The following is a 25,883-nucleotide window of genomic DNA, read 5'->3' as shown; positions in this document are numbered from 1 at the left end:
ACGTGCAGTGACCGCAGATCCCTCGCGCCCCACGCACGAGCCCCGGCCGCCGGTGGTGCCAATGCACGTCGTCACCTACGGCCACCCCGCCGGCCTCGAGGTGCCGGACGACATCGTCCACGTCGCCGCCGGCGTCTGGGCGCGGGCGGCGGCACGGCGCGACAACCGGTCCGAGCCCGGCACGAGCGTCGTCGAGAAGGCGGTCGCAGGTGTCCGTCGCCGGTTGGTGCTCGAGGGATCGGTCATCCTCGTCGCCCGCGACGACGACGCGGTCGTGGGGTTCGCGCTCGGCGCCCCCACACCGAGCGCCTGGGAGCTCTACTACCTCGCCGTGGACCCGGACGCCTGGGGCAGGGGCGTCGCCGGCGTCCTGTTGGCCGCGGTCGACGACCACGCCGGGTTTGTCGGGAGGGACCAGCTCGAGCTGTGGGTCATCGACGACAACTCCCGCGCGGCCGCGGTGTACGAACGCGCGGGCTGGGTCACCACCGACGACCTGGTCACCGACGCGACCTCGGGCCGCCGCGAGCGCCGTATGGTGCGCCGCCTCCCCTGACGCGGCGCCATACCGGTCGTCGCGGGCCGGGTCACACGCCGATGGTGAGGTTGGCGACGTAGCCGTCCGTGGTGTTCCCGGTGACCGTCGCGAGCTGGTAGATCCCGCCGTCGTTGCCGAACACCATGTCCTGCGTGAGGGAGGTGCGCGCGAGGTTCGCGACGCTCGCCTCGTACCCGGTGGTGGCATACACCTCGGTGCAGGCCGCCTCCGGAAGCGCGATCTGCGAGGTCTTGACGATCTGGCCGCTGCTGGTCGCGTCGTCGACCGAGGAGTACACCTCGAAGTGGATGTGCGGCCAGCGTCCGTCGTATGCCGCGGGGAAGATGCTCGTGTACGTAGCGGTCCCCGACGCGTTGGTGGCCTGCACCCCGCGCAGGTAGTTCTCGTCCTCCACGCCCTGGGAGTACATCGAGTACTGGCCGTCACGGTTGCAGTGCCACAGGTAGACCGCTGCCCCCTCCATCGCCGCGTAGCCGTTGCCGGCGTCGGTGACCGTGAGGTTGATCGTCAGCGGGATGCCTTCCGCCGTGGTCGTCGAGGTGCCGAAGCTGCTCGTGATGTCGGAGCGGACGATGCCCAAGTCGTCCAGGACGTTGGGGCCGTTCGACCCGTCACCGGGGTAGGGCCCGCCGGTCTCGTCGGGCACCTCGGCCTGTGGCGTGGCACCGGCGGTCGCCGAGGCGGTGGACGAGCTCGAGCTGCTCGTCGAGGAGGACGACGCCGTCGAGGAGGGGGTCGCGCTCGACCCGGCCGGGGTGCCGCAGGCTGCGAGCGCGGCACCGGCGCCGAGCGCTCCAAGCAGGCCGAGCATCCCGCGCCGGCCCAGCAGGGTGGCCACGTCGAACTCGAGCCCACGGTCGTGCCGGTCGTCGTGCGGGTGGCCGAAGTGGTCGACGCCGTGGTCCTCCTCGGGCACGGCGTGGACGGCCGTGACCGAGGCGCTCGCGGCCGTGCTCGGCGTGGCGCTGGTCGACGTGGTGCGGGACGGGGGCTGGGTCGGGGTGCTCATGAGTCGATGGTGGACGGCTGACCACGGCGCGCCCTGTGTCGTCACTGTGCCCTGCCTGTGAGGGCTCCTCCCCCGTTTGGCCACGTTTGCCCGCGGCTGCCTCGATCTTCCCGAACGGGTGTCACCATGGCTGTCGTCGGCGCACCCCCCACCTCCCCCGCACGCGTCGACCCCGCCAGTCCCCGGAGCTCCTCGTGCCAGACCGCATCGTCCCCCGCCCCGCCCGCACTCGCGTCCCACGGCAAGACCGCCCCGGTCGCCGACGTCGTGGTCCGGCCCGCGGCCCCCTGGCCGCCGCGCTCGGACTCACCTGCGCGGCTGCGCTGCTCGCGACCGGGTCGATCGCCTCGGCGGCCACCACCTCGAAGGTGTGGGCCGCGACGGTGACCTACGGGACCTACGACCACACCGTCGACGGCGACACCGTGGCGGTCAGGGTCGACGGCGACCCGAGCACCCTCACCCCGCCGCACGTGCGCAACACCGGCATCCAGACGATGGAGATCGGCAGCTGCCACGCCGCCGAGGCGACCGCGTCGATGAACCGCCTCGTGGCCGGCAAGCGCCTGCGCATGACGACGAACGCCACCAGCGCCTCCAGCCTGGGCCGTCCCGTCCGCCACATCGACGTGTCGACGAGCACCGGTTGGGTCGACACCCAGCTCGCCCAGCTCAAGGCGGGGCACGCCCTCCCCGTCATCCTCGCCGGGGACGCCACCCGCTGGAAGTCCTACTTCACCGCCGCCCAGCAGGCCGCCGCGGCCCGCACCAACCTGTGGGACACGGACTACTGCCGCTCCGGGCCGTCCCAGAGCACGCCTCTGAAGGTCTGGGTCAGCTGGGACGCGAACGGCGACGACTCCACCAACGTCAACGGCGAGTGGGTGCGTGTCCTCAACAGCAGCGGCACCGCACTGTCCGTCGCGGGCTGGCAGCTGCGTACCGGAGGCCAGGACTCCTACACGTTCCCGTCGACCGCGGTGGTCCCGGCCGGCGGGCTGCTCACCCTGAGGGTGGGCAAGGGCACGGCCACGTCGACGACGTTCTACTGGGGCAGCAGCACCCCCAAGTTCCCCAACGCCAGCATCGCGGCCAACAAGTACGGTAGCGGCGCCTACCTCTTCGACCGTGACGGCGACGTGCGCGCCTGGTCGATCTACCCGTGCTTCTACGCCTGCACCACCCCGCTGGCGGGCCGGGTGCGGATGAACGCCCAGCAGGACGCCCCCGGCGTGGACGCGGACAACCTCAACGGCGAGTACGTGACCGCGTACACGACCGGCAGCACGTCGATCGACCTGTCGTACCAGACCATCCACAGCAACGGGTACACCTACGAGATCCCTCGGGGCACGGTCGTGAAGCCGGGCGAGATCTTCGTCCTGCGCAACGGCAAGGGCACCAACACCCGCCTGCAGAACTTCTGGGGCAACACCAAGCCGATCTTGTCCAACACCGGCAGCTCGGCCGACCTGCGGACCGCCGACGGCATCCGCATCGCCTGCAAGGCGTGGGGCACCGGCGCCTGCTGACCACGGCGCCCGTCCCCCAGCCCTGAGCCGGCCCTGGCCGGCCCTGGCCGGCTCTGGGTCCGCTCAGAGCGAGATGGCTCCGCCGCGGGTGACCTCGGCACTGACCTCCGCGTAGGCCGCCTGCAGGATCGCCGGGTCCGGCCCCTCCAGGCGCACCGGCCTGGCCAGCCCGTTCAGCACGACGAACCGCAGCAGCGACCCACGGGACTTCTTGTCGCGCTTCATGGCGTCGAGCAGCTGAGGCCAGCGGTCCCCGCGGTAGGTCACGGGCAGGCCGAGCGAGGTGAGGACCGAGCGGTGCCGGTCGACGAGGGCGTCGTCCATCTTGCCGGCGAGGCGGGCGAGCTCGGCGACGTAGACCATGCCGATCGAGACGGCGGCGCCGTGGCGGAAGGCGTAGCGCTCGACGTGCTCGACGGCGTGACCGAAGGTGTGGCCGTAGTTGAGGACCTCGCGCAGCGACGACTCCTTGAGGTCCTGCGCGACGATGTCGGCCTTGACCCGGACCGCACGCTCGATGAGCTCCCGGACGTGGGCACCGGAGGGTGAGCGCACGCCCACCGGGTCGGCCTCGACGAGGTCGAGGATGACCGGGTCGGCGACGAACCCGCACTTGACGACCTCGGCCAGTCCGGCGGTGAAGTCGTGCTGGGGCAACGTCTCCAGCGTGGCGAGGTCGCACAGCACCCCGGCCGGCTCGTGGAAGGCGCCGACGAGGTTCTTGCCCTCGGTGGTGTTGATCCCGGTCTTGCCGCCGACCGCCGCGTCGACCATCGCCAGCAGCGTCGTAGGCACGTGCACGACCCTGATCCCGCGCAGCCAGGTGGCGGCGACGAACCCCGCCAGGTCCGTGGTCGCTCCCCCGCCGACGCTGACGATCGCGTCGGAGCGGGTGAAGCCGGCCTGGCCCAGGACGCCCCAGAGGAAGGCGGCGACCTGCGCGGTCTTGGCCTCCTCCGCGTCGGGGACCTCGGCGGCATACGCCTCGAACCCCTTGGCGGACAAGTCCTCCCGCACGGCCTCGCCGGTGGTGGCCAGGGCCCGCGGGTGGATCACGAGGACGCGCTGCACCCCCTCCCCGACCAGGCCGGGCAGCTCGTCGAGCAGCCCGGTCCCGATGACGACGTCGTACTGCCCGCCGACGCTGATGCGCGTCGCGTCACTCATGACTGCTCCTCGGTGGCGGTGGTGCGGCCGAGCGCGGCGACGACCTCGGCCACGATCTCCGCGGGCTTGCGCCCTGCCGTGTCGACCCGGATCGTCGCGAGGCGCTGGTAGGTGTCGCGGCGCTCGTTCATCATCTTGGTCCAGCTCGCGCGGGGGTTCATCATCAGCAGCGGTCGGTTGCCCTCGAACCCGATCCTGCGCGCGGCATCGGCGATCCCCACGTCGAGGAACACCACCGTGTGGCCGGCGAGCAGGGTCTGGGTCTCGGGGTCCATCGGCGCTCCGCCGCCGAGGGACACGACCACGTCGCCCCCGGTCAGGGCGTGGGCGACCTCGGCACGCTCCAGCGCGCGGAAGTGGGCCTCACCGTGGTCGACGAACAGGTCGGAGATCGTGGCACCCTGGGCGGCCTCGATCGCGGAATCCGTGTCGTGCCAACGGACTCCAAGGGCAGCAGCGAGGCGTCGGCCCACCGTGCTCTTCCCGGCGCCGGGCGGGCCGATGACGACGGCGAGAGGGCGCACGGGGGCGCCCCCCGTCGGGGCGGAGGTCACCACGTCCGCATCGCCTCGGGGATCGCCGCGAGGTATGCCGCGTGGTTGCGTGCGGTCTCGGTCACCGAGTCGCCGCCGAACTTCTCGACGCAGGCCTGGGCAAGGACGAGCGCGACCATGGCCTCGGCCACGACGCCGGCCGCGGGGACCGCGCAGACGTCGGAGCGCTGGTGGATCGCCTTGGCCGCCTCGGCCCCGGTGGTGTCGATCGTGTCGAGGGCCCGCGGGACGGTCGAGATGGGCTTCATGGCGGCGCGGACGCGCAGCACCTGACCCGTGGACATGCCGCCCTCGGTGCCGCCGGCGCGGCCGGTCCGCCGGCGGATGGTGCCGTCGGCGTCGCGCTCCATCTCGTCGTGGGCGGCCGAGCCGCGGCGGGCAGCGGTACGGAAGCCGTCGCCCACCTCGACGCCCTTGATGGCCTGGATGCCCATGAGGGCACCGGCCAGCTGCGAATCCAGCCGACGGTCCCAGTGGACGTGCGAGCCCAGGCCGGGGGGCAGCCCGTAGGCCAGCACCTCGACCACGCCGCCGAGGGTGTCACCGTCCTTCTTGGCTGCCTCGACCTCGGCCACCATGGCGGCCGAGCCTTGGGCGTCGAGGGTGCGCACCGGGTCGGCGTCGATCTGCTCGACCTGGTCGGGGGTCGGCAGCTCGGCGTCGTCGGAGACGCCGGCCGTGCCGATGGCGACGGTGTGGGAGACCAGGCGGATGCCGTAGGCCTGCTCGAGGAAACGCGCGGCGACCTCACCGAGGGCGACGCGGGCAGCGGTCTCCCGCGCCGAGGCCCGCTCCAGCACCGGGCGAGCGTCGTCGAAGCCGTACTTCTGCATGCCGACGAGGTCGGCGTGGCCGGGGCGCGGACGGGTCAGCGGCCGGTTGCGCGCGACCTCCTTCTCCGCGTTCACGTCGTCGGACGCTGCATACGCCTCGTCGGAGACGGGGTCGGGCGACATCACGGTCTCCCACTTCGGCCACTCGGTGTTGCCGATCCGGATCGCCAGCGGCGAACCCATCGTCACCCCGTGGCGCAGTCCGCCGAGGAACTCCACCTCGTCCTGCTCGAACTTCATCCGGGCACCGCGGCCGAAGCCGAGACGACGACGGGCGAGGGCGGCGGCGACGTCCTTGGAGGTCACCTCGACCCCCGCGGGCAGGCCCTCGATCGTCGCGAGGAGGGCCGGGCCGTGGGACTCACCTGCGGTCAACCAGCGAAGCATGCGTCGATCCTCCCACGCACCCTCCGGGCCCTTCCCCCTAGGCCACCAGCTGGTACTCGAACGCCAGCGCGAGGAAGGTGCCGAGCAGGAGCGAGGGACCGTAGGCGATGTGCGAGCGCAGGCCGACCCGCTGGGCGACGAGCATGACCAGCGCCACCACTCCCCCCACGAGGAACCCGGCCACCACGCCCGTCACCGCCTCCTGCACCCCGAGCCAGCCCAGCAGCAGGCCGATCAGCCCGGACAGCTTCACGTCGCCGAACCCGAGCGAGGCGGGCGACACGAGGTTCATGAGGAAGAAGACCCCGAAGACGACGGCGAGGCAGGCCAGTGCCCGCCACAGGGCCCGCCAGTCCCCCAGGCCCAGGGTCGCCACCAGCAGCAGGACCAGCAGGGCGGGGTAGGCCGGGAGGACCAGTCCGTCGGGGAGCCGGTGCACGTCGGCGTCGATCCAGACCAGGCCCACCGTGAGCCAGGCGAACAGCAGGAAGGCAGGCAGGGCGGCCCACCCGGCGTAGTCGCCGAGGCGCCAGCCCAGGAACGCCCACAGCAGGGCCAGCACGGGCGCCGGCCACCACCAGACCCGGGGCAGCGCACCGGCCTCGTCGTACTCGGTGCGGTACCCGCCGTCGGCGAGGCGCCGACCGGTCAACCCGCCGACGACGAGGCCGACCACGCCCAGCAGCACGACGAACCACACCGGGGTGCCGGCCCCGGCGACACGGACGATCATCGGCCCAGCGCCTCGCGGCCTGCGGCGAGCATGGCGTCGATCGGGGCGGCGCTGCCGGTGAACAGCTCGAACTGGCGCGCGGCTTGGTGGACGAGCATCTCCAACCCGCTCACGACGTCGAACCCCGCCGAGACCGCGGTGCGGGCCAGCTCGGTCGGCCACCCGGCGTAGACCACGTCGAACAGGGTGGCCCCCTCGAACGTCGTGCCGGCCGCCAGGAGGGTGGCGGCCACTGCTCCCCCGGCCGCGGGCGGCAGGGTGGACAGCACGAGACGGCGCCGTTCCTGCGCCCAGTCGTCGAGGGTGCCCGGGACGGCGTGCACGCCGAGCGAGTCCAGCAGGGCGACGACCTCGGTGCTGGTCGCGAGGTTGCGGGCGGCCACGCGCACGTCGGTGACGCCGAGCTGGGCCAGCGCGACAGCCGCCGACCGCGCCGTGGCGCCAGAGCCCAGCAGGGTCACGGCACCGCCGTGGTCGACGTGGCCCAGCGCCGCGACGAGGCCGTGCACGTCGGTGTTGTGGGCGTCCCAGCCGAGGTCGTCGCGGCGCACGAGGGTGTTGACCGAACCCGTCAGCCGCGCCGTCTCCGAGACGGTGTCCGCCACGGCGAAGGCTGCCTCCTTGAGCGGCATGGTCAGGCTGAGCCCGCGCCAGGTCTCGTCACGACCCCGCACCCACGCGGCCAGGTCGTCGGCGCCGAGGTCGTGCGCGCCATACGTCCAGTCGGGCAGGCCCAGCACGCGGTAGCCGGTGGTGTGCAGCAGCGGCGACAGGGAGTGGGAGACCGGCCGCCCGAGGACGGCGGCGTTCAGCACCGGTCCGGGTGGTCCCGGCACCACTGCTGGAACTCCTGCACGTTGCGGTCGTGCTCCGCCGACGTCGTCGCGAACTTGGTCTCACCGGTGTCGGGGTCGACGGTGACGAAGAACAGCCACGTGCCGTCGGCAGGAGCCGCGGCGGCCTCGATCGAGGCAGCGCCGGGGCTGTTGATCGGCGCCGGCGGCAGACCCTGCTTCTTGTACGTGTTGTAGGGGCTGGTGCTCTGCCGGTCGGCGTCGCTCGTGCCGGCCCGGCCGCGCTTCTGCACCGCGTAGTGGACCGTCGAGTCCATCTGGAGCAGGCCGTAGTTCGGGGCACCGGAGGTGCGCAGGCGGTTCTCGATCACCCGGGCGACCTTGCCGCGGTCGGCGTCGCCGCTGACCTCGCCCTCGACGATGGAGGCCACCACGAGGGTCCGCTCACGGTCCTTCTCGGCGACCCCGGCGGAGTCGAGCTCGCTGATCGTCTTGGTCACCATGGTCTTGAGCTGCTGGGTGGCCGTGGCCTTCGCGGGGAACTCGTAGGTCGAGGGGAAGAGGTAGCCCTCGACGTTGCCCTTCGCCACCGCCGGGAGGCCGATCGCCTTGGCGTCCTTGGCGGCCTTGACGTACTCCGCCACCGGCACGCCGGTGCCCTTGGACAGGGCGGCGAAGATCTCGTTCTTCCAGAGCCCCTCGCGGATCGTCACGCGCGGGACGCTGCGGTTGGCCGAGTCGACGAGGACCGCGAGCGCGCCCTTGGCCGTCATCTGCTTCTTGAGCGTGTAGGTGCCGGGCTGGATGGAGGCCGACCGGGAGTCCGCCGACGCCGCGTCGAGGAACGCCTTGGCCGACTTCACGACATCGGCCTTCTCCAAGGTGGTCCCGATGGCGCGGCCGGTGTCGCCGTCGTTGACGACGACCTGGACCTCGGTGCTGCCCGGGCCGGGATAGTCGTTGCTCTCCAGGAACCCGTCGACCACCGGACGCAGGACGCTGTATGCCGCGAAGCCGGCGAGCGCGACGATCGCCAGCGCCACCACGAGGATGCCGCGGCGACGACCGTGCCTGCGCCGCGGTGGGCGGGTCCGCTGTCGCGTCTGGGCGCGGGTCTGGGCGCGCGCGGAGCCGTCCTCGTGACCGTCAGGGCCCCCGTGGCCGTCGTCGTGCTGCCCCCCGAAGATCGAGTGCTCCAGGTGGGGCTCGGTCATCGGTGCCTGTCCTTCGTCCGGGGCTTGCGCCCACCAGTCCTGACCAGCTCACCGGGCGGTCGCCCGGAGGCCCGCTCCGCGTCGAGGGCGGCCTGCAGGATCAGGACCGCCGCCGCCTGGTCGATGACCGCGCGCTGCCGGCGACCGTCGACCCCGCTGTCACGGAGCGAGCGGTGCGCATCGACCGTGGTCAGGCGCTCGTCGATCAGGCGCACCGGCACGGGGGCGATACGGACCGCCAGCCGCCCAGCATACGTGCGGGCGGTCTGCGCAGCGGCACCTTCGGCCCCCGCGAGTGTCCGCGGCAGGCCCACCACGACCTCGATGGCCGAGGCGTCGGCGACGATGCCCGCGATCTCCTCGAGGTCGGTCGGCGCCGCGGCAGGAGGGTCCTGCTGGTCCCGGGCCACGGTGCGGACCGGGGTGGCCAACAGACCGGACGGGTCGCTGGAGGCCACCCCGACCCGGACGCTGCCGACGTCGACACCGACCCGCACCCCGTTCCTGGTGGCCTCCTGCGTCACCGTGGTCCTGCCGTCAGCCGGTGATGCCGGCGGCATCGCGCACCGCGGCGTCGATCCGTCCGAGCGCGTCGCCGGTCTTCGCCGGGTCGGTGCCACCGCCCTGGGCGAGGTCGTCCTTGCCGCCGCCGCCACCGCCGAGCGTCTGTGCAGCGACGCGCACGAGGGCCCCCGCCTTGACACCGCGCTCACGGGCTCCGGCGTTGGTGGCGACCACGACACCGGGGCGCCCCTTGGCGACACCGGTCAGGGCGACGACCACCGGGGTGGCGTCACCGAGACGACCGCGCAGGTCCAGCGCCATGGTGCGCAGGTCGTCGGCACCGGCGCCGTCACCCGCGTCGTGGGTGAGGACCCTGATGCCACCGAGGTCACGGGCGTACTCGACGAGCTTGCCCGTCTGGGCCTGCACCTGCTCGCGGCGGACCTTCTCCAGCTCGCGCTCGGCGTCGCGCACGCGCGCCACCAGGGCGGCGATGCGCTCCTTGAGCTCGCCGGGCTGCACCTTGACGATCTCGGTGAGCTCGGCGACGAGCGCACGCTCCTTGGCGAGGTAGCGCAGGGCGTCCATGCCGACGAACGCCTCGAGGCGTCGCACGCCGGAACCGACCGAGGACTCACCGGTCACCGAGAGCGCACCGATCTGCGAGGAGTGCCCGACGTGCGTGCCACCACAGAGCTCGCGCGACCACGGGCCGCCGATCTCGATGACGCGGACCTGCTCGTCGTAGGTCTCTCCGAACAGCGCCAGCGCACCGAACTCGCGCGCCTGCGGCAGCGTCATGAACTGCGCCGACACGGGGAGGTCCTGGCGGACGGCGAGGTTCGCGACCTCCTCGATCTCGCTGCGGGTCTCGCTCGACAGGGACTGGCCCCAAGCGAAGTCGAGGCGCAGGTAGCCGGGCTTGTTGTAGGAGCCGGACTGCAGGGCCGTCGGGCCGAGCACCTGGCGCAACGCCGCGTGGACCACGTGAGTGCCGGAGTGCGCCTGGCACGCGGAGACGCGCCACTCGGGGTCGACCTCGGCCGAGACGTCCTGGCCCGAGCGGACCGGGCCGGTGAGCACCTCGACGGTGTGGGCGACGAGGCCCTTGACGGGGCGCTGGACGTCGACGACCCGCAGGTGGGCGCCGTCGGCGGTGATGATGCCCTCGTCGCCGACCTGGCCACCGGACTCGGCGTAGAACGGCGTCCGGTCGAGGACGACCTGGCCGCGCTGGCCGGGCTCGAGCTCCTCGACGCGCTCGCCGTCGACGACGAGGCCGACGATCTTCGCCTCGCTGGTCAGCTCGGAGTACGCGCGCCAGTCGGTGGCACCCAGCCCACGCAGGTCGCGCCACACCTCGGTGTTGGCGTGCCCGCCCTTCTTGGACTTGGCGTCCGCCTTCGCGCGGTCGCGCTGCTCCTGCATGAGGCGCGTGAAACCCGCGCGGTCGACCTCGAGGCCCTGCTCCTGCGCCATCTCCAGGGTCAGGTCGATCGGGAAGCCGTAGGTGTCGTGCAGCTGGAACGCCTGGTCGCCCGGCAGGGTGGTGCCGCCGGAGGACTTGGTGCGCGACACCGCGGTGTCGAGGATCGTCGTGCCCGAGGCGAGCGTGCGACGGAAGGCCTCCTCCTCGGCATACGCGATCTGCGAGATCCGGTCGAAGCCGGCCTCGAGCTCGGGGTAGGAGTTCTTCATCCGCTCGACCGAGACGGGCAGCAGCAGCGGGAGGCTGGGCTCGTCGAACCCGAGCAGGCGCATGGAGCGCACCGCGCGGCGCAGCATCCGGCGCAGGACGTAGCCGCGGCCCTCGTTGCCGGGGGTGACGCCGTCGCCGATGAGCATGAGGCTCGAGCGGACGTGGTCGGCGACCACGCGCAGGCGCACGTCGTCGGGGTGGGACTCGCTGGCCGCGTGGCCGGAGTGGGCGCCGTACTTCTTGCCGGTGAGCTCCGCGGCCCTGTCGAGGACGGGATAGACCTCGTCGATCTCGTAGAGGTTGTCGACGCCCTGGAGCAGGGTGGCCATGCGCTCGAGGCCCATGCCGGTGTCGATGTTCTTCTTCGGCAGCTCCGAGGCGATGTCGAAGTCGTCCTTGGCGCGGACGGCCGACAGCTCGTACTGCATGAAGACGAGGTTCCAGAACTCGAGGTAGCGGTCCTCGTCGACGGCCGGGCCACCCTCGCGGCCGTACTCGGGGCCGCGGTCGAGGTAGAGCTCGCTGCACGGACCGCCGGGGCCGGGAACGCCCATGTGCCAGTAGTTGTCGAGCTTGCCGCGACGGGTGATCCGCTCCTTGGGGACACCGATCATCCGGTGCCACAGGTCGAAGCCCTCGTCGTCGTCCTCGTAGACGGTCGGCCAGATCTTGTCGGCGTCGAGGCCGTAGCCACCCTCGTCTTGGGACGTCGTGATGAGGTCCCAGGCGAACTGGATGGCGCCTTCCTTGAAGTAGTCGCCGAAGGAGAAGTTGCCGTTCATCTGGAAGAACGTGCCGTGGCGGGAGGTCTTGCCGACCTCCTCGATGTCACCGGTGCGGACGCACTTCTGCACCGACGTGGCGCGGTCCCACGGCGGGGTCTGCTGCCCGAGGAAGTAGGGCTTGAACGGCACCATGCCTGCGTTGACGAACAGCAGGTTGGGGTCGTCGTAGACCAGCGGGGACGACGGGACGACCGTGTGGCCCTTGCTCTCGTAGAACGAGAGGAAGCGGCGCCTGATCTCGGCGGTTTCCATGGATGTACTCAGTCCTTTGCGCATGCCCTGGAGGAGTGGGCGGGCATGACGAATCGTACGGGTAGGGGTGAGCGGTGTGCGGGGACGAGACGCGCGGGTGCGCGAACGCCCCTACCGAGCTCGGAGGTCCCGGTCCTCGCGACGACCCGTGGGGTCGTCGAGCAGCGCCCGTGCGGAGGCGGCGTCGAGCCGTGCTGCGCTCGCCTCGGGGTCGTCGGCGGTACCGGCGTCGATGCCGAGGGCCAGCCGCAGCTCGCCCTCGCGCTCGGCCATGCCCTCGCGGACGGCGGCGGCGAGCTCGCGCAGGCCGTCACCGAAGTCGGACAGCCCGTCGGCGACACCGGCGGGCGTGTAGGCCTGAGCGGCCTTGCCGACGCGGCGCACGGCGTAGACGCCTGCGGCCGCACCGAGACCGAGCCAGAAGAGTCGTGCCACGGCGATCAGCCCCTGCGGCGGCGACGGCCACCGGTCGACTTGGTGCCCGCCCCGCTCAGGGCCGACCGGACGCCATACGTGAAGGCCGCGACCTTGACGACCGGGCTGCCCAGGGTCGCCGCGAAGAGGGCGGTGAGAGCGCTGGCGTTCGTGGTGATGGCGGAGACGTTGGTCGTGATGCCGTCGACCCGCGCGAGCTGCTCGTTGGTGAGGCTGACCGTGTCGGTGAGCTTGATCAGCGTCGGCTGGACGTTCTCGGTGGTGGTCCGCAGACCGACCCGCGTCTCGTCGAGGATCTTGCCGGCCTTGCCGATCACGCTGCCCAGTTTGAAGACCAGGAACGCGAACGCCAGGGCCGCGATCATTCCGGCGATGTCGCCCAGACTCACATCCATGTCGGCAACCCTACCCGGGTATGGCGACGGGTCGCCCCGCGGCAGCGACGTGCAGTGGGCGGAGGGCTGGGGTCGCGTCCTGCTGCGGCTGTCGACCCGGGCTCGCCGCTGCACGTCGGCGCCTCGCGAGCGACCTGTGGACAACCCCGGTGAGCGCGGAGGTCCGCGGCAGGCTGGCGGGGTGGAGACCGCCGTCGCCCTGCCCGCACCCGCGGTGGCCGACGTGCTCGACTGCGTCCTGAAGCTCCCGTTCGACCAGGCCCTGGCCGTCGCCGACTCCGCCCTGCGCGCCATCGCCCTCGGCGTCCGGGCCCTGCGGTTCACGCCCCAGCTCGTCGCCGAGCTCACGGGAACGCCAGCTCCCCCGCAGCCGCAGGAGGAGCGACGTGCAGTGCCCGCCTAACCCGGCGACACGCGTGCTCATGTCTCGGTGACGACGCCGCCACTGCACGCCGCAACCCGGACCCGGCGGTCGGGAGGAGCCGTCAGGTGCCGCGGATCCTCGACTTGAGCCAGGCCCAGCGCGGGCCGAGGCGCTCCTCGAACCCGCGGTCGGTCGGCCGGTAGTAGTCGGTCTTCCCCTGCAGGTCGTCGGGCAGGTACGCCTGCGTCGCGACCCCGTCGGGCTCGGAGTGGGCGTAGACGTAGCCGTCGCCGTGCCCGAGCCGGGTCGCGCCGGCATACCCGCTGCCGCGCAGGTGAGGGGGCACGGCCCCGCCGCGTCCGGCGCGCACGTCCGCGATGGCTTCGTTGATCCCGGTGTATGCCGCGTTGCTCTTGGGCGCGAGCGCGTTGTGGACGACCGCCTGGGCCAGGATGATCCGCGCCTCGGGCATCCCGATCTGGGCGACCGCGTGCATCGCGGCGACCGAGGTCTGCAGCGCGGTCGGGTCACCCATGCCGACGTCCTCGCTGGCGGAGATGACGATGCGACGGGCGATGAAGCGCGGGTCCTCCCCCGCCTCGAGCATCCTGGCCAGGTAGTGCAGCGCCGCGTCGACGTCGGAGCCGCGCATCGACTTGATGAGCGCGGAGGCGACGTCGTAGTGCTGGTCGCCGGTCTTGTCGTAGCGGACGCTCGCGAACGCCACCGCCTGCTCGGTGTGCGCGAGGGTGATGAGCACCGGGCCGTCGACCTCGGCGCCGGGGGCGATCTCGTCGAGCGCCACCCCGGCGGCGGCCTCGAGCGAGGTGAGGGCCCGTCGGGCGTCTCCGCCCGCGATCCGCACGAGGTGCTCGCTCGCCTCGTCGGCCAGGGCGAACTCCCCTGCCAGACCGCGTTCGTCGGCGACGGCCGAGGCCAGCACCTCCGCGACCTCGGCGTCGGACAGCGACCCGAGCGTGATGAGCATCGACCGCGACAGGAGCGGGGCGATGACGGAGAAGGACGGGTTCTCGGTGGTGGCGGCGACGAGGATGATCTGGCGCGTCTCGACACCGGGGAGCAGGGCGTCCTGCTGGGCCTTGGTGAAGCGGTGGATCTCGTCGAGGAACAGCACCGTCTGCCGGTCGTACATGTCGCGGTCGCGGGCCGCCTGCTCCATGACCTGGCGGACGTCCTTGACGCCGGCGGTGACCGCCGACAGCTCGACGAACCGCCGTCCGGCTGCTGTCGCCACGAGGTGGGCCAGGGTCGTCTTGCCCGTCCCGGGCGGCCCCCAGATGATCGCCGACAGCGGACCTGCCGCCCCGGCCGAACCCTCGATCAGCCGCCGCAGCGGGCTGCCCGGACGCAGCACCGAGGACTGGCCGCGCACCTCGTCGAGGTTGGCCGGGCGCATGCGGACGGCCAGGGGTGGCAGCGCCGCGCCGGACGGCATCCGGCCGCCACTGACGGCCGACCCCGGACCGCCGGCCGTGCCGCTGGCCGCCGCGAAGAGGTCGTCGCCGTCACCTGTCACCACGGGTGGCAGGCTATCCCCCGTGACCGACGCGCCCGACCACCCCGACCGGTCGACCTCAGCCCTGTCCCGCCTCGGCGGCCTCGTCGGACGCCACCCCCGGACGGTCGTCCTCATCTGGCTGGTCGCCGTCGTCGCGTCCTTCGCCGGGGCGACGGGCGCCCTCGGCAACCAGTCGTTGTTCGAGCGCCTCCAGTCCGGCGACCCCTCCGTCGCAGGCGAGAACCTCCAGGGGCGCGACCAGCTCGTGGCGGCAGGTCGTTCGGCGACGTCGACCCACCTGCTCCAGGTCACCGATGCCAACGCCACGTCCCCGGCGACGGTCGCCGCCGTCCGGGACGCCGCCACGGCGATCACCGGCATCGACGGTGTCGCCTCGGTCGCCGCGCCCCAGCTCGTGCCGGCCGGGATCGACAGCCCCGAGGCGAGGTCGCTGCTCCCGACGGACGGTGACGGGTTCGCCGCGGTGGTGACGTTCGACACCGACCTCGAGGGCGACGCCCGCGACCGCGCCCAGGAGCAGGTGGACGCCGAGTTCGACGACCTCGTCGCCGCCATCCCCGGGGCGCGCGGGACCACCGGCGGGCTGGCCGACCTCATCGAGGCGATCACCTCCCAGGTCGAGAAGGACCTGCGGGCCGGCGAGGGCATCGCGCTGCCGATCAGCTTCCTCGTCATGGTGCTCGTCTTCGGTGGGTTCGTCGCCGCGGGGATGCCGATCATCGGCGCCATCGCCTCGATCGCCGGCGCGCTCGCCTCCCTGCTCGGCTTCTCCCACGTCATCGACCTCGACGCGACCGTCGTCAACGTCGTCACCGTCCTCGGGCTCGGCCTCTGCATCGACTACGGCCTGCTCACGGTGAGCCGGTTCCGCGAGGAGCTGCGCGCCCGGGTGCAGGGACGACCCGCCTCGGAGATCACCCAGGAGGAGGTGCTGGCCGCCATCGTCCGCACCGTCGACTCGGCCGGCCGCACCGTCGTCTTCTCCGGCCTGACCGTGGCCATCTCGCTGGGCGGCCTGCTCGTCTTCGAGGCCTCGATCCTCAAGGCGATCGGCTCGGCCGGCCTGTCCGTGGTCGTCGTGGCGATGCTCGTCGCGCTGACCCTCGTACCCGCCCTGTGCGTCGTCGGCGCCAGGCGGCTGCTCAAGCGTGGCACCGAGCAGGCCCCCGAGGAGGGGGTGTTCTCGCGGCTGGCGACCTGGGTGTTCCGCCGCCCGTTGCTCGTCATCATCGCGGTGCTCGCCGTCCTCGGGACCCTGGCAGCCCCGGCGTTCGACCTGCGCCTCACCTCCTCCGGCAAGGAGCTGTTGCCGGTCAGTGCGCCGCAGCGCGAGTTCTTCACCACCCTCGAGGCGCGCTACCCGCAGCTCGCCGGCCCCGACGTCCAGGTCGTCGCCACCGCGACCCCCGAGCAGGCGCAGGCGTATGCGGCCGCGCTGCCCGTCGTCGACGGGACCCGCCTCACGGGGCGGGTCGAGACGGTGAACGACGCGCTGAGCCTCGTCGCCATCGACACCCCGGGGGGTCCGCTCGACGACGGTGCCCGCGACGCCGTCACCGCCCTGCGCGCCGACCGTCCCGACTTCCCCACCAAGGTGATCGGGCAGGCGTCCGGGCTGCGGGACTTCACCGACTCGCTGAGGGAGCGCGCGCCATACGCCTTTGCGCTCGTGGCACTGGCCACACTGGTGCTCCTCTTCCTCATGACCGGCTCGGTGGTCATCCCCGTCAAGGCGCTGCTCATGAACGTCGTGTCCCTCGGCGCCAGCCTCGGTGTGGTCGTCTGGGTGTTCCAGGACGGGCACCTGCAGGGGCTGCTGGGGTTCGACTCGGTCGGCGCGATCGAGTCGACGATCCCGATGCTGGTGCTGGCGTTCGGGTTCGGGCTCTCGATGGACTACGAGGTGTTCCTGCTGTCGCGCATCGTCGAGCTGCACGAGCGCGGCGTCGGCAACGACGAGGCCGTCATCGCCGGGCTGCAACGGTCCGGGCGCATCATCACGTCGGCGGCGGTCCTCGTCGTCATCGTGTTCTCCGGGTTCGTCGCCGGGCAGCTGCTCATCATCAAGGAGACCGGCGTCGGCCTGGCCGTGGCGGTGCTCCTCGACGCGACGCTGGTCCGCATGCTGCTCGTCCCTGCGACGATGGCGCTGCTCGGCGACTGGAACTGGTGGGCCCCTGCGCGACTCAAGAGGTGGCACGCACGGTTCGGCATCACCGAGTGAGCCGCATCCGAAGGAGCACCACCCCATGAGCAGCCAGGAGCGGACGAACCCTGACCGGGTGGGCGCTGCTGCGAGATGGACTGCGCTGCAACAGATCTGGGACCACGAGGAGCTGGTCCAGGTCAGCGGCGGAAGCGCCTTCCTGCGGTGGGACATCCCGGCACAGCTGCCGTCCCCCGCCCTCCGCCTGGGCTCGGCCCTCGCCCTCCCCCGCCACACGCAGGTGCGACGCAACGGGCTGCTCGTCATGGGGCCACCGCCGGATGTCGACCGTCTCCTCGCGACGATGGTCGCCGAGGACCTGCTGCCCGAACCGCTGGGCCGGGTGGCCGTGCAGAGGGGGTCCCTCGACGCCGTCGCGCGCCACCTGCCACTCGCCGACGGGAACGACTGGGAGTGGCTCTGCGCGACGGACGTCCCGGCGCGGGCCGCTGCCGAGGACCGCGTCGTGCGGCTCGAGGTCGCTGACGAGCCGGTGATCCGTGAGCTGCTCGCCGCGGGCAATCCCCGCACGGACGCCCGGCCCTTCGAGCACCCCGACCAGCACTGGGCCGGGGTCCGCGGCGACGACGGCAGCCTCCTCGCCTGCGGTGTGCGGGAGCACAACGCCGCGGGGTACCCGCACCTGTCGGGCATCACCGTGCACCCGTCGGCGCGCGGCACCGGCCTGGGCGTGGCCGTCACCGCACGGCTGACCCGGGAGGGTGTCGAGGAGTCGGGCGTCTGCACCCTCGGGATGTACTCGGACAACGCCGTGGCCCGCCGCGTCTACACCGGCCTCGGGTACGGCGAGGTCCACCTCTGGTCCAGTCGTGACCTGAGCCGTTGACCTGAGCCGTTGACCTGAGCCGTCGTCGGCGAGGTGTTCACAGGTCCGGTGCGGTTCTGGCTAATCTGCGAACTTCCCGAGATGTGCCTAGGGTCGAAAGGTCCAGCTTTTCGATTGAAAGGTGAACCACACATGCCCACCGTCAAGGGATCCTCCGGTCTGCTGTCCAAGGACGTCGAGCTGCACTACGAGGACACCGGCGGCACCGGTCGTCCGGTCGTCCTCATCCACGGCTGGCCGCTCAGCGGCAGGTCCTGGGCCGACCAGGTGCCTGCCCTCACCGAGGCCGGCTACCGCGTCGTCACGTACGACCGCCGTGGCTTCGGTGAGTCCGACAAGCCCGAGAAGGGCTACGACTACGACACGTTCGCCGACGACCTCAAGGAGCTCCTCGACGAGCTCGACCTGCGCGACGCCTCGCTCGTGGGCTTCTCCATGGGTGGCGGCGAGGTGGCCCGCTACATCGGCAAGCACGGTACGGACCGCGTGCACAGCGCCGTCTTCGCGTCGGCCATCCCGCCGTTCCTGCTCAAGAGCGACGACCACCCCGAGGGAGGCCTCGACAAGGACACCGTCGAGGGCATGCAGGCCGACCTGCGCAAGGACCCGTCGGGCTTCTTCGACACCTTCACCACCGGCTTCTTCACCGCTGGCGACGACCTCAAGGTGACCGAGGCCCAGCGCCAGGACGCCCTCGCCCTCGCGGCCCAGGCCGACCCCGAGGCTGCCGCCCAGTGCATCGCCGCCTGGGTCGAGGACTTCCGTGACGACCTCACCAAGGTCGACGTCCCGACGCTGGTCATCCACGGCGACAGCGACGGGACCGTGCCGTTCGAGGTCTCCGGCCAGAAGACCCACGAGGCTGTGGCCGGCAGCGAGCTGCACGTCGTCAAGGACGGGCCGCACGGCATCAACGTCTCCCACAAGGACGAGTTCAACACCGCACTGCTCACCTTCCTCGCGAAGTAGCAGAAGGGCGGGTACGACGAAGGGCGAGGACCGGGTGGTCCTCGCCCTTCGTCGTGCTCACGCTCAGCTGATGGCAGGAGCCGCCTCGCCGGCCGGGGCGTCCGCCTTGGCCTCGGCGGGCTTGGCGTCCACGCCGGCCTCCTTGCGCTGCGCCGGGGTGATCGGGGCAGGAGCCGCGGTCAGCGGGTCGTAGCCGCCACCGGACTTCGGGAACGCGATGACGTCGCGGATCGAGTCGGTGCCGACGAGCAGCGACACGATGCGGTCCCACCCGAAGGCGATGCCACCGTGCGGTGGGGCGCCGAAGGCGAACGCGTCGAGCAGGAAGCCGAACTTCTCCTGCGCCTCCTCCTGCGACAGGCCCATGACCTTGAAGACCCGCTCCTGCACCTCGCGGCGGTGGATACGGATCGACCCGCCACCGATCTCGTTGCCGTTGCAGACCATGTCGTAGGCGTACGCGAGCGCCGGGCCCGGGTCGGTGTCGAAGGTGTCGAGGAACTCGGCCTTGGGCGAGGTGAACGCGTGGTGCACCGCGGTCCAGGCACCGCCGCCGACGGCGACGTCACCCGCGGCGACCGCGTCGGACGTGGGCTCGAACAGCGGGGCGTCGAGCACCCACAGGAACGACCAGGCGCTCTCGTCGATGAGGTCGCAGCGCCTGCCGATCTCCAGACGGGCCGCACCGAGGAGGGCGCGGGAGGACTTGGTCGCGCCTGCACCGAAGAAGATGCAGTCACCGGGCTTCGCTCCGACGTGGGCGGCGAGGCCGTCGCGCTCGGTGTCGGTGAGGTTCTTGGCCACCGGACCCCCGAGGGTGCCGTCCTCCTGGACGAGCACGTAGGCCAGGCCCTTGGCCCCGCGGCTCTTGGCCCAGTCCTGCCAGGCGTCGAGCTGCTTGCGGGGCTGCGAGGCACCGCCGGGCATGACGACGGCGCCGACGTACTCGGCCTGGAACACGCGGAACGTGGTGTCCTTGAAGTACTCCGTGCACTCGACGAGCTCGTTGTCGAACCGCAGGTCGGGCTTGTCCGAGCCGTACCGGCGCATCGCGTCGGCATAGGTCATCTGGAGGAACGGTGTCTGCAGCTCCACACCGATGAGCTTCCAGACCTCGCGCACGATCTCCTCGCCGAGCTCGAGCACATCGGCCTGCTCCACGAACGACATCTCGATGTCGAGCTGGGTGAACTCGGGCTGGCGGTCGGCGCGGAAGTCCTCGTCGCGGTAGCAGCGCGCGATCTGGTAGTACCGCTCCATACCGGCGACCATGAGCAGCTGCTTGAACAGCTGCGGGCTCTGCGGCAGGGCGTACCAGGAGCCGGGCGCGAGGCGCGCGGGCACGAGGAAGTCGCGGGCACCCTCGGGCGTGGACCGCGTCAGCGTCGGGGTCTCGATCTCGACGAAGTCGCGGGCACCGAGGACGGAACGGGCGGCGGCGTTCACGCGCGAGCGCAGGCGGACCGCGGCACCGGCCGACGACGCACCGGGACGACGAAGGTCGAGGTAGCGGTGCTTGAGGCGGGCCTCCTCGCCGACCGTGACGCGCTCGTCGATCTGGAACGGCAGCGGAGCCGAGGCGTTGAGCACCTCGATCTCGCCGGCGATGACCTCGATCTCGCCGGTCGGCAGCTCGGAGTTCGCGTTGCCCTCGGGGCGGGCCTTGACCTCGCCGACGACGCGCACGCAGTACTCGTTGCGCAGGTCGTGGGCGCCACCCTGCTCGAGGACCTCGTCCCGGACGACCACCTGCGCGACGCCGCTGGCGTCCCTCAGATCGAGGAACGCGACTCCGCCGTGATCGCGCCGACGGGCGACCCAGCCCGTGAGCGTGACGGTCTGGCCGGAGTGGTCGGCACGCAGCGTGCCGGCCTCGTGGGTGCGAAGCACAGGAGTTCCTTCGATCTCGGGGACGGGACTGCCCGCCCGGGGGGTCCGGTCGAGCCCGCCCATCCTACGGACCGGGCCACGGCCCCCACGAATCGGTTTCTGCCGCGCGCGGGCGGCGGCAGCGGGCGGGCGGGGTGCACGACGGGGGCGCGACGGGAACAGGACGGGGACACGACACCGGTATGGCGCGGTCTCACTCCACGGCCCGGGGTTGCCCGGGTGAATTGTCCGTTTCAGGATGGGGTGGGCCGCACGACGAGGTGCGGCCACCCGACCGAGGAAGTCCCCATGCGCCGCACCGCCCTCCTGCCTCCGCTCGCCGTCGTCGCCGCCGCGGGCGTCGCCCTCGGTGCCACGAGTCTTCCTGCCGCCGCTTCGAGCCCGGTGGCTGCCTCGAGCCCGGTGGCTGCCCGGGGGCCGGAGCGGCTGACCATGGAGACGGTGTCGACCCGGGCGGGGTTCGTCACCGGCGGCGACGTCCTGGTCCGCATCGACGGCGTCCGGTCGGTCGACCGGCTGCGCGTGACCGCGGACGGGCGTGACGTCAGCCGGGCGTTCACCGTGGACCCCGGCGGGCTCAGCGCCTCCGGGCTGGTGGACGGGTTGCGGCTGGGGCGGACCGACCTCGTGGCCACGCAGGGTCGCGAACGCACCAGGCTCCGGGTGGTCAACCACCCGGCCTCCGGCCCGATCATCAGCGGTCCGCACGAGACCCCGTACGCCTGCACGACGGCCCAGTGGCGCACCGTCACCGGCGCGTCCCTCGGGACCCCGACCGATGCGGACTGCTCGGCGCCGACCCGGGTCGACTACGCCTACGGCAGCACCGACGGCACGATGAAGCCGCTGGCCGACCCGCGCCAGCGCCCGGACGACCTCGCCACCACGACGACGACCACCGGGGCGACCGTGCCCTTCCTCGTGCGCGTCGAGACCGGCACGGTCAACCGCGCCGTGTACGAGGTCGCGATGCTGCACGACCCCAGCACCCCCGCACCGACCCGCACCACGCGCAGCCCCGGCTGGAACAACCGGCTGCTGCTGACCTTCGGCGGTGGGTGCCGGGGCGGCTGGTACTCCCAGGGCACCGGGACGGGCGGAGTGCTCGACCGCGAGCTGATCTCACGCGGGTACGTCGTCGCCTCGAGCTCGCTCAACGTCTTCGGCAACAACTGCAACGACCTGCTCGCCTCGGAGACGGCGATCATGCTCAAGGAGAAGGTCGTCGAGCAGTTCGGGGCACCGAGGTTCACGATCGGCTGGGGCTGCTCCGGCGGCAGCTACCAGGGCCACCAGATCGCCGACAACTACCCGGGTGTCCTCGACGGGGTCGTCGCCGGCTGCTCCTTCCCCGACGTCACCTCCGCGACGAACCTCACCCTGCTGGACGCCCGCGTCCTCGACACCTACTTCATGAAGACCGCGCCGGGCACGTTCACCACCGAGCAGCAACGGGCGGTGGCCGGCTTCGGCGTCGTCGCCTCGATCCCCAACCTCAGCGACGGCGCGAAGCGGCTCGACCCGGACGAGGAGTTCCCGGCGGCACTGGCTCCCGAGCTGCGGTACGACGCACAGACCAATCCTGACGGCGCGCGCGGCACGGTCTTCGACCACACCGTGAACGTCTACGGCCGTGACCGGGCAACGGGATTCGCCCTGCGCCCGCTCGACAACACCGGCATCCAGTACGGCCTGGCCGCCCTCGACGCCGGCACGATCAGCTGGGACCAGTTCGTCGACCTCAACCGCCGGGTCGGTGGCATCGACCGTGACGCCAACCCGGTCCCCCGGCGGACGGTGGCCGACCGCTCGGCCACCGAGGCCGCCTACCGCACGGGGCGCATCCTCGACACCGGCGCCGGGCTCGCGACCACCCCGGTGATCGACTACCGCGCCTACACCGACCGCGTCAAGGGCGGTGACATCCACATGAACGTCCACGGCTTCTCGACCCGCGCCCGGTTGGTCGAGCGCAACGGCACGGCCGCCAACCACGTGATGCTCGAGGAGGACGACCGCCACGGACTCTTCGGCCTGACCAGCCCGGTCCTACGGGGCGCGTTGACGCAGATGGACGAGTGGCTGACGCGGCTCAGCACCCAGACCGGGACGCGCACCACGGCCTCCGTCGCCGCCGCGAAGCCGCGAAGCCTCACCGACGCGTGCTGGACCCGGGACACCACCCCGCGCAAGATCGAGCAGACGCTGTCGTTCGACAACCGCGGCGAGTGCGGGCGCCTCTACCCCGCCTACCCCACTCCGCGGATGGTCGGTGGCGCTCCCCTGACCGACGACGTCGTCGCCTGCGCGAAGAAGCCGGTCGACGCGAGCGACTACCGGCAGCGACCGTCGTCCGCCCAGCTCCGCGAGCTGCGGGCGGTCTTCCCCACCGGCGTCTGCGACTGGAACCGCAAGGGGATCGGGCAGAAGCCGCTGGCCGGGACCTGGCAGGTGATCCGGTGACGGGTCAGGCCCGGACGTCGCCGTCGAGGTAGACCCAGCGCCCGGCCCGGCGCACGAAGGTGCTGCGCTCGTGCAGCGGCCCGTCCACGTGCCGGGCGACGAACTCGACCTCGCCGGTCTGGTCGTCCGGCCCACCGGCGACGGTGTCCAGCACCTCGAGCCTCAGCCACCCCGCGTCGGCGACGACCTCGAGCGGCTCCGGCCGGGTGCGGGGGTGCCACGTGCGCGCGAGGTGTGGCGCGTCGCCCAGGACGTACGCGGCATACCGGCTGCGCATGAGTTGCTCTGCCGTCGTGGCGACGGACTCGCCACGGTGCAGCGGACCGCAGCAGGAGGCGTACGGCGCTCCGGTGCCGCAGGGGCAGTCCTCGGGAGCGGTGACGCCGAAGGCGCCGCTCACGCGAGGTGGCGCTGCGAGGGGTGGCTCGGCCAGGGCGCGTCTACGGGCCGCAGGGTCGCCCACCCCTGGTCGCGGGAGGCCAGTGCGGCCAGCGCAGCGATGCCCATGGTGGCGTTGTGCAGCCGGCCGGCGAGGAAGGCGTCGCGGACCTCCTCGAGCGGCACCCAGCGCAGCGGCATGCCGAGCTCCTCGCCGTCGCGGTCGTGCCGTTCGTCGTGCGGCACCGCCGACAGGTCTCGGGCGAGGTAGATGCGCAGTGCCTCGTCCAGCCCACCCGGGGAGCTCACGTAGTCCGCGAGCACGTGCCACGTGGTGGCGACGAGGTCTGCCTCCTCGTGCAGCTCTCGGGCGGCGCCGACGTGCGCGGGCTCGCCGTCGACGTCGAGCAGCCCGGCCGGGATCTCCCACTCGAAGGTGCGGATCGGGTGCCGGTACTGCTGGATCAGGCAGAGGCGGCCTTGGTCGTCCACCGCCGCGACCGCCACCGCACCGGGGTGCCGGACGAACTCACGGGTGACCTCGCCGGCGTCGCCGAGGTCGACCGTCTCGCTGACGACGTCCCAGACACGGCCCTCGAAGACCGTCGAGGCGGATACCACGGGGCGCGCCTCGAAGCGGTCGGCGAGAGGCTCGTTCACGCGGTGGCGTCGGCGGCGGTGCGCGGCCGCTCGACCTCGACGAGTCGGGCAGCCCGCTGGGCGTCGATCGCGGCCTCGACGAGCCCGGCGAACAACGGGTGCGCCCGGTGCGGTCGTGACTTGAACTCCGGGTGCGCCTGCGTCGACACGTAGTAGGGGTGCACCTCGCGCGGGAGCTCGACGAACTCGACGAGGTTGTTGTCCGGGGACAACCCCGAGAAGACCAGCCCGGCCTTCTCCAGCTCGTCGCGGTAGCCGTTGTTCACCTCGTAGCGGTGCCGGTGGCGCTCGTCCACGGCGACCGCGCCATACGCCTCGGCGATGACCGAGCCCTCGGCGAGCTTGGCGGGGTAGGACCCGAGGCGCATCGTGCCGCCCAGGTCGCCGGCACCCTCGACGAACGCCTTCTGCTCCTCCATCGTCGCGATGACCGGAGCGGGGGTCTGCGGGTCGAACTCGGTCGAGCTGGCCCCCGCGATCCCGGCGACGTTGCGGGCGTACTCGATGACCATGCACTGAAGGCCCAGGCAGATGCCGAGCGTCGGGACCTGCCGCTCGCGCGCCCACTTGAGCGCCCCGAGCTTGCCCTCGATGCCACGGACGCCGAAGCCACCGGGCACGAGCACCGCGTCGACCCCGCCGAGCGCGCGCTGCGCCCCGGCATCGGTCTGGCACTCGTCGCTGGCGACCCAGCGGATGTTGACCTTGGCGTCGTTCTGGAAGCCGCCGGCACGCATCGCCTCGGTGACCGAGAGGTAGGCGTCGGGCAGGTCGATGTACTTGCCGACGAGGGCGATCTCGACGGTGTGCTCGGGGCGGTGGACCCGGCGCAGCAGCTCGTCCCAGTCGTGCCAGTCGACGTCGCGGAAGTTCAGGCCCAGGCGGCGGATGACGTAGGCGTCCAGGCCCTCCTTGTGCAGGACCTTCGGGATGTCGTAGATGCTCGGGGCGTCCACGGCGGCGGCACAGGCCTCGGTGTCGACGTCGCACATGAGCGAGATCTTGCGCTTGATGCCGTCGGGGATCTCGCGGTCGGCGCGCAGGACGAGCCCGTCGGGCTGGATGCCGACCTGGCGCAGGGCGGCCACCGAGTGCTGGGTCGGCTTGGTCTTCAGCTCACCGCTGGGGGCGAGGTAGGGCACCAGCGAGACGTGCAGGAAGAACACGTTGTCGCGGCCCACGTCGTGGCGGACCTGGCGGGCGGCCTCGAGGAACGGCAGGGACTCGATGTCGCCGACGGTGCCACCGATCTCGGTGATGATGATGTCGGGCGCGTCGGCCTGCGCGACCCCGGGGCTGCCGGCGGCCTGCGCCCGCATGCGTTCCTTGATCTCGTTGGTGATGTGCGGGATGACCTGGACGGTGTCGCCGAGGTACTCGCCGCGACGCTCCTTGGCGATCACCTGGTTGTAGATCTGGCCCGTCGTGACGTTGGCCAGGCCCACGAGGTTGCTGTCGAGGAAGCGCTCGTAGTGCCCGATGTCGAGGTCGGTCTCGGCGCCGTCGTCGGTCACGAAGACCTCACCGTGCTGGAACGGGTTCATCGTCCCGGGGTCCACGTTGAGGTACGGATCGAGCTTCTGCATGGTGACCCGTAGACCACGCGACCGCAGTAGAAGGCCGAGGCTCGACGCCGTCAGACCCTTGCCCAATGAGGAGGCAACGCCCCCGGTTACGAAGATGTGTTTCGTCTGCTCCACCACGGGGTTCAAGC

Annotated in this window: 23 protein-coding genes; 7 read left to right on the top strand and 16 right to left on the bottom strand. The window is 72.0% G+C overall.

Annotation, left to right across the window (positions count from 1 at the left end; genetic code table 11):
- The first annotated feature begins 61 nt into the window (after nucleotides 1-61).
- A complete protein-coding gene (locus tag ABD286_RS00175) occupies nucleotides 62-556 on the top strand; it encodes a GNAT family N-acetyltransferase (RefSeq protein ID WP_344189080.1) in 495 nt (164 codons plus the stop codon).
- A 31-nt stretch (nucleotides 557-587) separates the two neighbouring features.
- Here ABD286_RS00175 and ABD286_RS00170 read toward each other — a convergent pair whose 3' ends face one another.
- Nucleotides 588-1,568, bottom strand: coding sequence for a peptidase associated/transthyretin-like domain-containing protein (locus ABD286_RS00170; protein ID WP_344189077.1), 981 nt, complete (start codon nucleotides 1,566-1,568; stop codon nucleotides 588-590).
- Nucleotides 1,569-1,762: 194 nt separating this feature from the next.
- Between ABD286_RS00170 and ABD286_RS00165 the strand changes: the two genes are divergently transcribed.
- Complete coding sequence (locus ABD286_RS00165) at nucleotides 1,763-3,100, top strand: lamin tail domain-containing protein (RefSeq protein ID WP_344189075.1); 1,338 nt, start codon at nucleotides 1,763-1,765, stop codon at nucleotides 3,098-3,100.
- 63 nt (nucleotides 3,101-3,163) lie between these two features.
- Here ABD286_RS00165 and aroB read toward each other — a convergent pair whose 3' ends face one another.
- The 10 genes from aroB to ABD286_RS00115 form a co-directional block, all read right to left on the bottom strand.
- The gene (aroB, locus tag ABD286_RS00160) at nucleotides 3,164-4,267 is read right to left on the bottom strand and encodes a 3-dehydroquinate synthase (RefSeq protein WP_344189072.1); all 1,104 of its coding nucleotides are present in this window, start codon (nucleotides 4,265-4,267) and stop codon (nucleotides 3,164-3,166) included.
- Nucleotides 4,264-4,791 (bottom strand): shikimate kinase, encoded by a 528-nt coding sequence (locus ABD286_RS00155; protein WP_344189070.1) that lies wholly within the window; start codon nucleotides 4,789-4,791, stop codon nucleotides 4,264-4,266. Before ABD286_RS00155 ends, aroB begins: the two co-directional genes overlap by 4 nt.
- Nucleotides 4,792-4,817: 26 nt before the next feature.
- On the bottom strand, nucleotides 4,818-6,041 hold the full coding sequence (gene aroC, locus ABD286_RS00150; RefSeq protein WP_344189068.1) for a chorismate synthase: 1,224 nt from the start codon (nucleotides 6,039-6,041) through the stop codon (nucleotides 4,818-4,820).
- Nucleotides 6,042-6,078: 37 nt separating this feature from the next.
- Nucleotides 6,079-6,774, bottom strand: a complete 696-nt coding sequence (locus tag ABD286_RS00145; protein WP_344189066.1) for a prepilin peptidase — start codon at nucleotides 6,772-6,774, stop codon at nucleotides 6,079-6,081.
- Nucleotides 6,771-7,610, bottom strand: coding sequence for a shikimate dehydrogenase (locus ABD286_RS00140; RefSeq protein ID WP_344189064.1), 840 nt, complete (start codon nucleotides 7,608-7,610; stop codon nucleotides 6,771-6,773). Before ABD286_RS00140 ends, ABD286_RS00145 begins: the two co-directional genes overlap by 4 nt.
- Nucleotides 7,583-8,782 (bottom strand): endolytic transglycosylase MltG, encoded by a 1,200-nt coding sequence (gene mltG / locus ABD286_RS00135; RefSeq protein WP_344189062.1) that lies wholly within the window; start codon nucleotides 8,780-8,782, stop codon nucleotides 7,583-7,585. Before mltG ends, ABD286_RS00140 begins: the two co-directional genes overlap by 28 nt.
- Nucleotides 8,779-9,306, bottom strand: a complete 528-nt coding sequence (ruvX, locus tag ABD286_RS00130) for a Holliday junction resolvase RuvX (protein WP_344189060.1) — start codon at nucleotides 9,304-9,306, stop codon at nucleotides 8,779-8,781. The genes mltG and ruvX overlap by 4 nt, the downstream gene beginning before the upstream one ends.
- Before the next feature lie 13 nt (nucleotides 9,307-9,319).
- Nucleotides 9,320-12,022: an alanine--tRNA ligase gene (alaS, locus tag ABD286_RS00125; protein ID WP_344189058.1), complete on the bottom strand. Its 2,703-nt coding sequence runs from the start codon at nucleotides 12,020-12,022 to the stop codon at nucleotides 9,320-9,322.
- Nucleotides 12,023-12,133: 111 nt separating this feature from the next.
- Nucleotides 12,134-12,457 carry a DUF6167 family protein gene (locus tag ABD286_RS00120; RefSeq protein WP_344189056.1) on the bottom strand — a complete coding sequence of 108 codons (324 nt, stop codon included), beginning with the start codon at nucleotides 12,455-12,457 and terminating at the stop codon, nucleotides 12,134-12,136.
- Nucleotides 12,458-12,462: 5 nt separating this feature from the next.
- Complete coding sequence (locus ABD286_RS00115; RefSeq protein WP_344193174.1) at nucleotides 12,463-12,846, bottom strand: DUF948 domain-containing protein; 384 nt, start codon at nucleotides 12,844-12,846, stop codon at nucleotides 12,463-12,465.
- Between the two features lie 4 nt (nucleotides 12,847-12,850).
- Between ABD286_RS00115 and ABD286_RS00110 the strand changes: the two genes are divergently transcribed.
- A complete protein-coding gene (locus tag ABD286_RS00110) occupies nucleotides 12,851-13,255 on the top strand; it encodes a hypothetical protein (RefSeq protein ID WP_344189054.1) in 405 nt (134 codons plus the stop codon).
- Nucleotides 13,256-13,337: 82 nt separating this feature from the next.
- Here the strand turns inward: ABD286_RS00110 and ABD286_RS00105 are convergent, their stop codons facing one another.
- The gene (locus ABD286_RS00105) at nucleotides 13,338-14,756 is read right to left on the bottom strand and encodes a replication-associated recombination protein A (RefSeq protein WP_425565293.1); all 1,419 of its coding nucleotides are present in this window, start codon (nucleotides 14,754-14,756) and stop codon (nucleotides 13,338-13,340) included.
- A gap of 19 nt (nucleotides 14,757-14,775) precedes the next feature.
- Here ABD286_RS00105 and ABD286_RS00100 point away from each other — a divergent pair, with 19 nt between their 5' ends.
- From ABD286_RS00100 to ABD286_RS00090, 3 genes are all read left to right on the top strand, one after another.
- Entirely contained in the window at nucleotides 14,776-16,980 is a 2,205-nt protein-coding gene (locus tag ABD286_RS00100) for an MMPL family transporter (RefSeq protein WP_344189052.1), read from the top strand.
- A gap of 25 nt (nucleotides 16,981-17,005) precedes the next feature.
- The gene (locus ABD286_RS00095) at nucleotides 17,006-17,809 is read left to right on the top strand and encodes a GNAT family N-acetyltransferase (protein WP_344189050.1); all 804 of its coding nucleotides are present in this window, start codon (nucleotides 17,006-17,008) and stop codon (nucleotides 17,807-17,809) included.
- 132 nt (nucleotides 17,810-17,941) lie between these two features.
- Entirely contained in the window at nucleotides 17,942-18,778 is an 837-nt protein-coding gene (locus ABD286_RS00090; RefSeq protein ID WP_344189047.1) for an alpha/beta fold hydrolase, read from the top strand.
- A gap of 63 nt (nucleotides 18,779-18,841) precedes the next feature.
- On the opposite strand, the gene aspS is transcribed toward ABD286_RS00090, so the two are convergent.
- Entirely contained in the window at nucleotides 18,842-20,668 is a 1,827-nt protein-coding gene (aspS, locus tag ABD286_RS00085; RefSeq protein WP_344189045.1) for an aspartate--tRNA ligase, read from the bottom strand.
- Nucleotides 20,669-20,956: 288 nt separating this feature from the next.
- Between aspS and ABD286_RS00080 the strand changes: the two genes are divergently transcribed.
- The gene (locus ABD286_RS00080) at nucleotides 20,957-23,131 is read left to right on the top strand and encodes a DUF6351 family protein (protein WP_344189043.1); all 2,175 of its coding nucleotides are present in this window, start codon (nucleotides 20,957-20,959) and stop codon (nucleotides 23,129-23,131) included.
- A gap of 4 nt (nucleotides 23,132-23,135) precedes the next feature.
- Here the strand turns inward: ABD286_RS00080 and ABD286_RS00075 are convergent, their stop codons facing one another.
- The 3 genes from ABD286_RS00075 to pyrG are packed head-to-tail and all read right to left on the bottom strand — an operon-like array spanning nucleotide 23,136 to nucleotide 25,872.
- On the bottom strand, nucleotides 23,136-23,531 hold the full coding sequence (locus tag ABD286_RS00075) for a YchJ family protein (RefSeq protein ID WP_344189041.1): 396 nt from the start codon (nucleotides 23,529-23,531) through the stop codon (nucleotides 23,136-23,138).
- A complete protein-coding gene (locus ABD286_RS00070; protein WP_344189039.1) occupies nucleotides 23,528-24,130 on the bottom strand; it encodes an NUDIX domain-containing protein in 603 nt (200 codons plus the stop codon). Before ABD286_RS00070 ends, ABD286_RS00075 begins: the two co-directional genes overlap by 4 nt.
- A gap of 35 nt (nucleotides 24,131-24,165) precedes the next feature.
- Complete coding sequence (pyrG, locus tag ABD286_RS00065; RefSeq protein WP_344189037.1) at nucleotides 24,166-25,872, bottom strand: CTP synthase; 1,707 nt, start codon at nucleotides 25,870-25,872, stop codon at nucleotides 24,166-24,168.
- Nucleotides 25,873-25,883: the final 11 nt, after the last annotated feature.

The sequence above is a fragment of the Pedococcus aerophilus genome (genome assembly GCF_039532215.1).
Lineage (GTDB): Bacteria > Actinomycetota > Actinomycetes > Actinomycetales > Dermatophilaceae > Pedococcus > Pedococcus aerophilus.
This window is presented reverse-complemented; position numbering and strand designations above follow the sequence as displayed.